Annotated in this window: 11 protein-coding genes and 1 pseudogene; 3 read left to right on the top strand and 9 right to left on the bottom strand. The window is 65.5% G+C overall.

The features are described 5' to 3' along the window. A pseudogene (locus CWO91_RS45455) lies at window positions 1-173 on the bottom strand (outer membrane beta-barrel protein); the annotation flags it as partial. A 191-nt stretch (window positions 174-364) separates the two neighbouring features. Here CWO91_RS45455 and CWO91_RS17135 point away from each other — a divergent pair. Further along, the gene (locus CWO91_RS17135) at window positions 365-1372 is read left to right on the top strand and encodes a KpsF/GutQ family sugar-phosphate isomerase (RefSeq protein ID WP_165405509.1); all 1008 of its coding nucleotides are present in this window, start codon (window positions 365-367) and stop codon (window positions 1370-1372) included. Between the two features lie 140 nt (window positions 1373-1512). Here CWO91_RS17135 and CWO91_RS17130 read toward each other — a convergent pair whose 3' ends face one another. Continuing rightward, a complete protein-coding gene (locus CWO91_RS17130) occupies window positions 1513-2067 on the bottom strand; it encodes a carboxymuconolactone decarboxylase family protein (RefSeq protein WP_130214618.1) in 555 nt (184 codons plus the stop codon). Window positions 2068-2138: 71 nt separating this feature from the next. Between CWO91_RS17130 and CWO91_RS17125 the strand changes: the two genes are divergently transcribed. Beyond that, window positions 2139-2522: a winged helix-turn-helix transcriptional regulator gene (locus CWO91_RS17125; RefSeq protein WP_130214616.1), complete on the top strand. Its 384-nt coding sequence runs from the start codon at window positions 2139-2141 to the stop codon at window positions 2520-2522. An 81-nt stretch (window positions 2523-2603) separates the two neighbouring features. Here the strand turns inward: CWO91_RS17125 and CWO91_RS17120 are convergent, their stop codons facing one another. The 4 genes from CWO91_RS17120 to hemH form a co-directional block, all read right to left on the bottom strand. Then, window positions 2604-3047: an NfeD family protein gene (locus CWO91_RS17120; protein ID WP_130214614.1), complete on the bottom strand. Its 444-nt coding sequence runs from the start codon at window positions 3045-3047 to the stop codon at window positions 2604-2606. Between the two features lie 75 nt (window positions 3048-3122). Then, window positions 3123-4127, bottom strand: a complete 1005-nt coding sequence (locus CWO91_RS17115) for an SPFH domain-containing protein (RefSeq protein WP_130214612.1) — start codon at window positions 4125-4127, stop codon at window positions 3123-3125. Between the two features lie 227 nt (window positions 4128-4354). Further along, on the bottom strand, window positions 4355-5332 hold the full coding sequence (locus CWO91_RS17110; protein WP_130214610.1) for an ABC transporter substrate-binding protein: 978 nt from the start codon (window positions 5330-5332) through the stop codon (window positions 4355-4357). Window positions 5333-5343: 11 nt separating this feature from the next. Further along, entirely contained in the window at window positions 5344-6381 is a 1038-nt protein-coding gene (gene hemH / locus CWO91_RS17105) for a ferrochelatase (RefSeq protein ID WP_130214608.1), read from the bottom strand. 79 nt (window positions 6382-6460) lie between these two features. Between hemH and CWO91_RS17100 the strand changes: the two genes are divergently transcribed. Next, window positions 6461-6859: an MAPEG family protein gene (locus CWO91_RS17100; protein WP_130214606.1), complete on the top strand. Its 399-nt coding sequence runs from the start codon at window positions 6461-6463 to the stop codon at window positions 6857-6859. 166 nt (window positions 6860-7025) lie between these two features. Here the strand turns inward: CWO91_RS17100 and CWO91_RS17090 are convergent, their stop codons facing one another. From CWO91_RS17090 to CWO91_RS17080, 3 genes are read right to left on the bottom strand one after another with little or no spacing between them, the layout of a single operon-like run. Then, window positions 7026-8150, bottom strand: coding sequence for a nickel/cobalt transporter (locus tag CWO91_RS17090; RefSeq protein ID WP_208753038.1), 1125 nt, complete (start codon window positions 8148-8150; stop codon window positions 7026-7028). Then, on the bottom strand, window positions 8147-8785 hold the full coding sequence (locus tag CWO91_RS17085) for a DUF1007 family protein (protein WP_130214602.1): 639 nt from the start codon (window positions 8783-8785) through the stop codon (window positions 8147-8149). The genes CWO91_RS17090 and CWO91_RS17085 overlap by 4 nt, the downstream gene beginning before the upstream one ends. After that, window positions 8785-10866, bottom strand: coding sequence for a M3 family metallopeptidase (locus tag CWO91_RS17080; protein ID WP_130214600.1), 2082 nt, complete (start codon window positions 10864-10866; stop codon window positions 8785-8787). The genes CWO91_RS17085 and CWO91_RS17080 overlap by 1 nt, the downstream gene beginning before the upstream one ends.

The following is a 10866-nucleotide window of genomic DNA, read 5'->3' as shown; positions in this document are numbered from 1 at the left end:
GTCGGCAGCGTCTCGGGCGAGGCGAAGCCGCCGCGGTTGGGATTGAACAGGTCAGGCGTGAGGCTCTGGGCGCCCGCCGGCGCGCTCTCGAGGGCCGTCAGCACGAGGCACGGCAAAGCGGCGCGCAGGAAATGCGCGCGTTTGCTCCGGCCGATGCCTGGAGACGACCCCACGATGGAAGAACTCCAACGAAATCAAACACTTTCACGACGGCCTCCCATCGGTTGGCGGGAACCATCGTTAATGGAGTTAAAACAATTATGGTTAATGACCCGTTGAGGGTTCGGGGGCCGCGTCGCCTCCACGGCCGCGGCGTGCTAAGCAGGCGCCAACGGGCGAACGCCCCTCCTCCCTGGACCTGAACATGCCGAGTTCGAAACCGCTGATGACCGCATCATCCGGCTCCATCCCTGATAGCGTCGAATCCGCGCTCCGCACGCTCGAGACCGAGAGCGGCGGCATCAACGCGCTTGCCGCCGCCCTGCGCGGCCCACTGGGTGCGACATTTGCGAGAGCGGTCGACCTGATCCGCAACGCCAAGGGCCGCGTCATCGTCACCGGGCTTGGCAAGTCAGGCCATATGGGCCGCAAGATCGCGGCGACGCTGGCCTCGACCGGCACGCCCGCCTTCTTCGTGCACACGGCCGAAGCCGGCCATGGCGATCTCGGCATGATCACGCCCGACGACGTCATCATGGCGCTGTCCTGGTCCGGCGAGCAGCCGGAGATGAAGAACCTCGTGAATTATTCGGCGCGTTTTGCGATCCCCATGATCGCTGTGACGTCGAGTGCGGCGTCCTCGCTGGGACAAGCCGCCGACATCGTGATCGAGCTGCCGAAGGCGCGCGAGGCCTGCCCGCACAATCTGGCGCCGACTACTTCGACGCTGATGCAGGCCGCGATCGGCGATGCCATCGCGATCGCCCTGCTCGAAGGCCGCGGCTTCACCGCGCTGGAGTTCGCGCATTTCCACCCCGGCGGCAAGCTGGGGGCGATGCTGAAATTCGTCCGCGACTACATGCGCACGGGCGCGGAAATTCCGGTCAAGCCGCTCGGCACCAAGATGTCGGATGCCGTGGTCGAGATGTCGGCCAAGGGACTGGGCTGCGTCTGCATCATCGACGACGCCGGCGCCATCGCAGGCATCATCACCGACGGCGACCTGCGCCGCCACATGCGCCCCGACCTGCTGACCGCGACGGTCGACGAGGTCATGACGAGGGAGCCGAAGACGGTGCCGCCCTCGATGCTCGCGACCGAGATGATCGAGGTGCTGAACACGCGCAAGATCACCACGCTGGTCGTGACCGAGGCCGACAAGGTGGTCGGCATCGTGCATCTGCACGATCTGTTGCGGGCGGGCGTGGCGTAGGGCGCACACTCTCTCCACTCGTCATTGCGAGCGCAGCGAAGCAATCCAGGATCCCTCCGCGGAAAGATTCTGGATTGCTTCGTCGCATCAGCGCAAAATTGCTACGCAATTTTGTCGCGAGCTCCTCGCAATGACGGCGGTTAGAGCGCCGGAAACCGCGCCGCGTTCTCCTCCAACGGCAGCCTCAAGCCGTTCGCCAGATACGACACCGTGCGGTAGAAGCCGCACAACAGCATGATCTCCAGGATCTGCGCCTCATCATAATGCGCGGATAGCGCGGCAAACTCGGCGTCATCCAACGTCGCACGGTGATGCAGCGCGTCGACGGCCGCGATCAGCGCCTGCTCGCCCAGCGACCAGCACGGCGATGTCGCATCGCCAAGCACGGTTGCGCGAACCTCCTCCTCGGTGAGCCGGGCAGGCCCGGCAAAGATCGCGACATGCACGCCCCATTCGTACTCGCATTGGTTCAGCGCGCAGGTGCGGTCGATGACGATCTCGCGGTGGCGCAGCGAGAGCGGGCCGGGATCGAGCAGGCCGCCGGCGCGAAACTTGTCCCAGGCACGGCGGTGGCCTGCCATCACGCGGAACAGCAGCAGCGGCGGGGCGCCACGCATGATGCGGTCGAATTGCGGCTGGATCTCCGGGGGATAAGGCGGATCAAGCGGCGCGAGACGCGGCATCGGCTGGGACATGGGCCGTCTCCCTTGCTACAATTATCGTAGCAATACGCTACATTATCTGTAGCATGACGCAAGAGGCGACGATGGCGAAACCGGCCAGTTCCAGACTACGCAGCGTGCGCGGTTCGCGCACGGGACGACCGATCATGGCGCTGCTCGACCTCCTGGGGCGGCGCTGGAGCCTGCGGATCCTATGGGAATTACGCGGCGGCCCCCTCACCTCCCGCGGCTTGCGCACCGCCTGCGACGAAGCTTCGCCGACGGTGCTGCAGGCGCGGCTGAGTGAGCTGCGCGAGGCGGGATTCGTGGAGCTGGGCGAGGCCGGAGGCTATGGGCTGACGCCGCTGGGGCGAGAATTGTGCGAAACTTTCATGCCGCTGCACAAGTTTGCGGAGAGGTGGAAGGGCTCTTCTCCCACTCCCCGCTTGCGGGGAGAGGGGGAGCCTCCGCGCGGACGGAAACAGTGAGACTCGCGGAGGCTCCCCCTCACCCGGATTGCATCTGCGATGCAATCCGGCCTCTCCCCGCAAGCGGGGAGAGGCGAAGAGTCACGCCGCAGCGACGGTCAAATTCGCGCCATCCACCTGCACCACCTTCACCCGTGTGCCTGCCGGCGTATCGGGGCCAGCCACGCGCCACACCGTGTCACCGATACGCACGGTGCCTGAGCCGTCAATGATCGGCTTCTCCAGCGTGAACTCGCGCCCGAGCAGCGCCTCGGTGCGCTTGTTCAGGAACGGGCTCGTGCTTGCGTCACGCTTCGGCCGCGCGAGTCGGCGCCACACCGGCACGGCAGCGGCGGCGAAGACCGCGAACATCACGAGCTGGATCTGCCAGGATACGGCAACCGTGAACGAGATCAGCCCGACCAGCAGCGCGGCGAGCCCGAGCCAAAACAGAAACACGCCGGGCGCCAGCACCTCCAGTCCCATCAGGATGAAGCCGAAGATCAGCCAGTTCCAGCTGCCGAGCGATACGAACATGTCGGTCATGACACGACCTCTTTATATTGATTTGGCGCATGCCCTTGTCGGAAAACCGGTGTCCACTTTTCCGGGGCATGCGCTTTACCCCTGCCGCGGCGGCACCGCCGGCGGCGTGCTGCCGGTCGGCGGCACTGAGCCGGGACGGCGAGCGGCGGCGGCCGCAGACGCCGCGCTTTCGCCGAACGTTGCCTTGGCGATCTCGCCGATGCCGGCGAGCGAGCCCAGCATGCTGGTGGCTTCCATCGGCAGCATGATGATCTTCTGGTTCGGCGCCTCCGCGAACTGGCCGAACGCCTTGATATATTTGTCGGCGATGAAATAGTTCAACGCGGCGACGTCGCCCTTGGAGATGGCTTCCGACACCGCCTGCGTCGCCTTGGCCTCGGCTTCGGCCAGACGCTCGCGCGCCTCGGCATCGCGGAAGGCGGCCTCGCGCCTGCCTTCGGCCTGCAGGATCTGGCCCTGCTTGGCACCCTCGGCGCGCAGGATTTCCGATTGGCGCTGGCCTTCGGCGGCGAGAATGTCGGCGCGCTTGACGCGCTCGGCCTTCATCTGCCGGCCCATGGCTTCGACGAGATCGGCCGGCGGCACGATGTCCTTGATCTCGATGCGGTTGACCTTGACGCCCCAGGGCGAGACAGCGGCATCGACGACGCGGAGCAGGCGCTCGTTGATCTCGTCGCGATGCGACAGCACCTGGTCGAGGTCCATCGAGCCCATCACCGAGCGGATGTTGGTCATGGTCAGCACCGTGATCGCTTGGTTGAGGTTGGCGACTTCGTAGCTCGCCTTGGCGGCATCGAACACCTGGTAGAAGGCGACGCCGTCCACCGTCACCGTGGCGTTGTCCTTGGTGATCACCTCCTGCTCGGGAATGTCGATCACCTGCTCCATCATGTTGATCTTGCGCCCGACGCGGTCGAAATAGGGCACGATCAGATTGAGCCCGGGGCTCAAGGTCTGGGTGTATTTGCCGAACCGCTCGATCGTCCAGTCATAGCCCTGCGGCACCGTCTTCACGCCGGCCACCAGCGTGACGATGACGAGCAAAACCAGAACAATCGCGAAAATGTCGAAACCGCTCATATGTCCTCCAAGGCAGGAAAAAGCCCTTTCCCGCGCTGTCATTGGTCGGGATCGCGACCCCACCGGTTCAGCGGTCGCGCATAACGTCGGTACCGGCGTGATTCTGCACAAGACGCGCGGAGAGGGAATGCTCACGATATGTATTTGCGGAAGGCTCTTGAAAGCGAGCGGCGCAGACCTACCGACAAATATTAACGAATCCCGCCATGCTATCCGCCGCGGACGCATCATTCGATGACGTCGTCCGCGATTGCGAGCAGGCCTGCGGGAAGCGTGACGCCAAGCGCTTTGGCCGTCTTCAGATTGATCGTCAGCTCGAACTTGGTGGGATTCTGGACCGGCAGATCGGCCGCCTGCGCTCCCTTGAGGATACGATCGATGTAGGAGGCGGCGCGGCGCAGCTGCTCGGTGCTGTCGGTGCTGTAAGACATCAGCCCGCCCTCCTCGACGAAGGTGCGGCTCCAGAACACCGCGGGCACGCCCGCCTCCGCGATCGCCGCAAGCAGATCTACGCGGTTGGCCATGGTGAAGAAGTCCGGCAGGACCAAGAGGCCGCCGTCCTTCCGCGAGGCCAGTGCGGCGATGGAGGCCGCGTCGTTCACCGGCGCGGGCTCGATGATCACGTGAAGTGTCCGCGCCGCCTCTTCGATGGTGCGCAGCATCAGGGGCGCGAACGGCGCGGTGGCGGGGTTGTAGACGACGAAGACGCGGCGGACGGGCGGCGTGACCTGCGTCAGCATCTCCAGCCATTTGCCGGCGAGCGGGCCGTCGTAATCTGTGAAGCCGGTGACGTTGCCGCCGGGATGCGCGAGGTTTTTGACAAAACCCTGGCTGACGGGATCGGTGACGACGGCGAACACGATCGGGATCGTCGCGGTGCGCTGGCGCAGCTCCTCCACCGAGGGCGTGCCGACCGCGAGCAGGATGTCGGGCTTGAGTGCGACCAGCTCGTCCGCAAGGCGCGCGATCCGCGCCCGGTCACCGCCGCCGCTGCGCCAGTCGATCCGCAGATTATCGCGCTCTTTCCAGCCATGGCCGGCGAGCGCCTCGACCAGGATGGTGCTGCGCGCCTGCCCGATCGCATCCTCAGCGGCCGTGACGGAGAGCACGCCGAGCCGGCGCGTCGCATTCGGCTGCTGCGCCCGCACTGAGGCCGGCAGCGCCGCGATCATCCCAAGAAGCGCCAGGAGCTCGCGGCGATTCATGGGGCACACCATCAAATCCAGCCCTGAAGCTCGCGCAGCACGAGAGCGCGGATCACGTCCATGCCAGGCTCGCTGTCGTTGAGACAGGGGATCGCGGAAAACTGCTCGCCGCCATTGTGTTTGAAGATCTCGGCGTTCTCCTGCGCGATTTCCTCCAGCGTCTCCAGGCAGTCGGCGGAAAAGCCCGGCGTCACCACCGCGATGCGGCGTACGCCGTCTTTCGCCAGGCGCTCCATGGTCTTGTCCGTATACGGCTGAAGCCACTCGTCATTGCCGAAACGAGACTGGAAGGTCAGCAGCAGCTTTGTCTCGTCCATGCCGAGCCGGCGGCGCAGTGCCTCCGTCGTGGCGATGCAGTGCTGCTGATAGGGATCGCCCTTGTCGACATAGGATTTGGGCATGCCGTGGAAGGAGGCGACGATCAGCTCCGGCTTGAACGGCAGGCTCGCCAGATGCGTCTCGATCGAGGTCGCGAGCGCCTCGATATAGGCCGCGTCCTCGTAATAAGGCGGCGTGACCCGCAGCGTCGGCTGGTTGCGCAAACAGGCGAGCACGCGGAAGACCTCGTCGCAGACGGTCGCCGAGGTCGAGGCGGAATATTGCGGATAGAGCGGCACGGCGAGGATGCGCTCGCAGCCCTGCGCGATCAGCGCGTCGATGCCCGCCTTGATCGAAGGATTGCCGTAGCGCATCGCCCAGTCCACGACCACATGACCGCGATCCGACAGCGCGACCGCGAGCTTGTCAGCTTGCGAGCGCGTGATGGTCTTCAGCGGTGACTCGTTGCGCTCATTGTTCCAGATCTTGCGGTAGTCCAGCGCCTTGGTGCGGGGACGGCTGCGCAGGATGATCCCGTTCAGCACCAGCTTCCAGACCAGGCCCTGGTCCTCGATGACGCGGGCATCCGAGAGGAACTCCTTCAGATAGACCCGCACGGCGGGCGCATCGGCCGTGTCGGGCGTGCCGAGATTGATCAGGAGCACGCCGACGCGCGGCAGAGCGGTTTGGGCGGCCGGTTTCGCGCTTTCGACGGGGACGACGCTGGTCATGGTTCTGTGCCTCGCGCGTTGGTCCGAACTTGTCAAGATGAGGCCGGTTTCGCTAGGGTCGCTACCCACGGGAGGGAAGATGACACTCGCGGAATGGTGCGTCCTGGGAGCGCTGCTGCTTTATCTCTCGACGATCGCCTCGATCAAATGGATCAGGTTTCGCACGTTCGACAATTCCCGGCCGCGCGACCCCGCCTTCTATGAGGATGCCATCGCGCAGCGTGCGCTCGGTGCGCACCAGAACGGCATCGAGACCTTCCCCTTCTTCGCCTTCGCGGTGCTGCTCGCCGAATACAGGGACTCGCCGCAGCGGCTGATTGACGAGCTCGCGGCGCTGTTCCTGATCGTGCGGGTCGCCTATGTGCTGACCTATCTCGGCAACCGGCCGACGCTGCGCTCGATCCTCTGGAGCATCGGCTTTGCGATCAATCTCGGGATCTTCTTCATGCCGGCCTTGAAGCGGTTTCTGCCGGTGTGACTCTCATCCTCGCTGCCGTGTCCCGGACGCGGAGCAGCGCCCTTGCGCTGCTCCGCAGAGCCGGGACCCAGAAGGCGACACACTACCATAGGGAGAGATGGGCCCCGGCTCAGCAGCGCACCGTCGAAGAGACGCTGCGCTGCGTCCGGGGCACGAGAGTTCACCTTCAAAAACACGTCGTCCGTTCGGCGGCAATGTAGCCGAACAGCAGCCCGACGCCGAACAGCAATACCAGGCCCGCGGCGCCGAATTCGATGCCGCGCATGAACAGGGCGCCGCCGCCGTCGCGCCCGGCGCTGAGGCGGGCGGCGATGTCCTTGGCGGAGACGGCGATGATCGCAATGGCCGCGACCGTGATCGCGGTGCCCAATCCCATCAGGAAAGTCGCGGCGATGCCGGCCCAGAACAGGCCCTGCGCCAGCGCGAACACCAGCACCAGGATCGCGCCCGAGCAGGGGCGGATGCCGACGGTCAGGATCGCGGCGAACCCGCGCCGCCAGCCGCCGGGGCCGGCGAGCTCGCTGGGGGTGGGGCCATGGGAATGGCCGCAATGCTCGTCATGGACGTGGTCGTGCCCGTGGTGGTGATGTGCATGGGCGTGACTGTGATCGTGGTGATGATGATCGTGGCCATGATGGTCGTGGGCATCATGATGATGGTGATGATCGTGATCATGGTGGTCGTGCGGCACGCCGGCGATCGCCGGCACCGGGTGCGTGGCCTGGAGCGCGCGGATGAACGCACCGCCCTTGACCCAGACCAGCCTCAGGCCGAACAGCGCAATCAGTCCATAGCTCGCGATCTCGATCGCGCCTTCCGCCTTGCACATGGTCTTGGCCGTCGCATTCAGCAGCCAGGCCGAGATGCCGACGATCAGGATCGCCACCAGCGACTGCATCAGCGCGGAGGCAAACGACAGCACAATGCCGCGCCGCGCGGTTTCGCGGTTGGCGACGAGATACGAGGCGATCACCGCCTTGCCATGGCCGGGGCCGGCGGCGTGGAAGATGCCATAGGCAAACGAGATGAACAGCAACGTCCACACCGCCGAGCCGTCGGACTTCGCGGCGCGGATGGTCGCCGACATCTGGCGATAGAATTCCGATTGCTTTGCCAGCAGCCAGCCGATCAAGCCGCTTGCCTCAGGGTCCGCCGCCGGCGAGGTGCGCGGCGCGCCGAACGGGTTTTGCGCGAGAAGATCGTGGAGCGCGGCGTCGGCCACGGACACGACCAGTAGAGCGGCGGCGCAGGTGAGAAGCCCGCGCGCGAACCGGGAGAGTTGCGGTTTCAAGGGCAATCCACCGTGATCTTGTTGGCGAACATCATGCCGAAATTCGAATTCTCGCCATTCAGGAAGGTCTGCTCGTTAAGCTTCTGCGCACTCGCGGTGCCGTCGTTCGGCCGCTCCAGCTTCATCTGGCAGCCCGCGGGCGCACCCACCAGCTTCACCGGATTGTCCTTGGCCATCTGGAAGTCGATGAAGAAGGAGCGGTCGAACACTTCGAGCACCAGCTGCTTGGACTTGACCGGGTTCTTCAGCGGCAGCGTGAAGTGGAGGGTCAGCACCGTATCCTTGTAGTCGAGGAAATAGTCGACCGGCTCCTGGAATCGCTCCTTCTTGCCGTCGGCTCGCGCAAAGGTGAAGTAGGCGTATTCCTTGAGCGACTCGACATTGGTCTGCGCCAGCGGCCCGAGCTCCTCGCGCGTATAGGCGCCCTTGGTCTTGCTCTCGAGCCCCTGCACCGCATAGGCCGAGAACATGTCGTCGAATGTCCAGGCGTGGCGCACGCCGGTGACGCTGCCATCCGGCGCGTAGAGCAGCTCGCTGGTCGCGGTGATCCAGACATGCGGATGCGCGCTCGCCGCACCCGCCACGAGCGTGAGGCCCGCGGTGAGCAGCAAGCCGAACAGGCGGCGCATGCCCATCAGGCCGCCTTCGGGGCGTCGAGCAGGCCGCGGCGGCGCAGCAGCGCGTCCGGCTCCGGCGGGCGGCCGCGGAAGGCCTCATAGGCGGCTTCCGGATCGACCGATCCGCCCGAGGCGTAGATGTCGTCGTGCAGGCGCTTGGCGACCGCGGGATCGAAGATGTCGCCGGCCTCCTCGAACGCGCCGAAGGCGTCGGCGTCCATCACCTCCGACCACATGTAGCTGTAGTAGCCGGCGGCATAATGATCGCCGGTGAAGATGTGGCCGAACTGCGTGGGACGATGACGTAGCGAGATTTCCTCGGGCATGCCGATCTTCTCCAGCTCTTGTCTCTCGAAGGCGCGGACATCCTGCGCGGCGGAAGCCGGCTGGGTGTGGAATTCGAGATCGACCAGCGCCGAGGAGACGAACTCGACCGTGGCAAAACCCTGGTTGAATTTTCGCGCGGCGAGGAAGCGTTGCAGGAGGTCGTCCGGCAACGGCTCGCCGGTCTGGTAGTGGCGGGCGAACTTTTGCAGCACCTCGGGGCGCTCCTGCCAATGTTCGTAGAGCTGGGATGGCAGCTCGACGAAGTCGGTGAACACGGAGGTGCCCGACAGCGAGGGATAGGTGACGTTGGAGAGCATGCCGTGCAGGCCGTGGCCGAACTCGTGGAACAGGGTGCGGGCGTCGTCGGGCGACAGCAGCGAAGGTTCGGCCCCGGCCCCCTTGGCAAAATTGCAGATGTTGAGAACCAGCGGCGCGACGTCGCCGTCGAGCTTCTGCTGGTCGCGCAGCGAGGTCATCCAGGCGCCGGAGCGCTTCGAGGGCCGGGCGAAGTAGTCGCCATAGAACAGCGCCTTGTGCTTGCCGTCCCTGCCCTTCACCTCCCAGACCCGGACGTCCGGATGCCAGACCGGAACGTCCCTACGTTCCTCGAAGGTGATGCCGAACAGGCGCGTGGCGCAGTCAAAGGCGGCGGCGATCATGTGGTCGAGCGAAAGATACGGCTTGATCGCGGCGTCGTCGAAGTTGGCGCGCTGAAGGCGCAGCTTCTCGGCGTAGAAGCGCCAATCCCAGGGGGCGAGCTTGAAATTGCCGCCCTCTTCCGCGATCAGCGCCTGCATGTCGTCGCGGTCGGCGAGCGCGCGCGCCCTCGCCGGCTTCCAGACCCGCTCCAAAAGGCCCCGCACCGCTTCCGGCGTCTTGGCCATGGAGTCTTCGAGCCTATAGGCGGCGAAGGTCGGGTAGCCCAGGAGCTTGGCACTCTCTTCGCGCAGCTTCAGGATCTCGACGATGGTCGCGTTGTTGTCGTTGGCGTTGCCGTTGTCGCCCCGCGCGGTGAAGGCCTTGTAGACCTTCTCGCGCAGGTCGCGCCGCGCCGAGCTCTTCAGGAACTGTTCGACCGAGGAGCGCGACAGCGTGACGATGGCCTTGCCTTCCATGCCGCGCTCTTCTGCCGCAGCCTTGGCGCCGGCGACGAAGCTCTCCGGCAGGCCCTGGCGGTCGGCCTCCCCGAGCTCCAGGACCCAGTCCTGCTCGTCGCCGAGCAGGTGATGGCTGAAGCTGGTGCCGAGCTGGGCGAGCCTCTCGTTGATCTCCGCCATCCGCGTCTTGGCCTCGTCGGAGAGGCCGGCGCCGGAGCGGTGGAAGCGCGTGTAGGTGCGCTCCAACAGGCGCAGCTGCTCGGGCGTGAGACCGAGATTGGCGCGGTTCTCGTGCAGCTGGGCGATGCGGCCAAACAGCACGGCGTTCATCATGATCGGATTCCAGTGCCGTGCCATCCGCAAGGAGACCTCCTTGTCGATCTCCAGGATGGCCGGGTTGGAATGCGCCGAGACGAGGTCGTAGAAGACCGCCGCGACTTTGCTCAAGAGCTTGCCCGAGCGCTCCAGTGCCGTGATGGTGTTGGCGAAGTCGGGTGCGGCCGGATCGTTGGTGATCGCCGCGATCTCGGCGGAGTGATCGGCGAAGGCCTGCTCGTAGGCCGGGAGGAAGTGCTCCGGCTTGATCTCGTCGAAAGGCGGGGTCGCGAACGGCGTCACCCAGGCCCTCAGCAGCGGGTTGGTCTCGGCGTCCGTAGTTTGGCGCAGTTCTGACAT

This window comes from Bradyrhizobium genosp. SA-3, from assembly GCF_004212635.1.
Taxonomy (GTDB): domain Bacteria; phylum Pseudomonadota; class Alphaproteobacteria; order Rhizobiales; family Xanthobacteraceae; genus Bradyrhizobium.
Note: the sequence above shows the minus strand (reverse complement) of the source record. Positions and strands in the feature narration are given on the sequence as shown.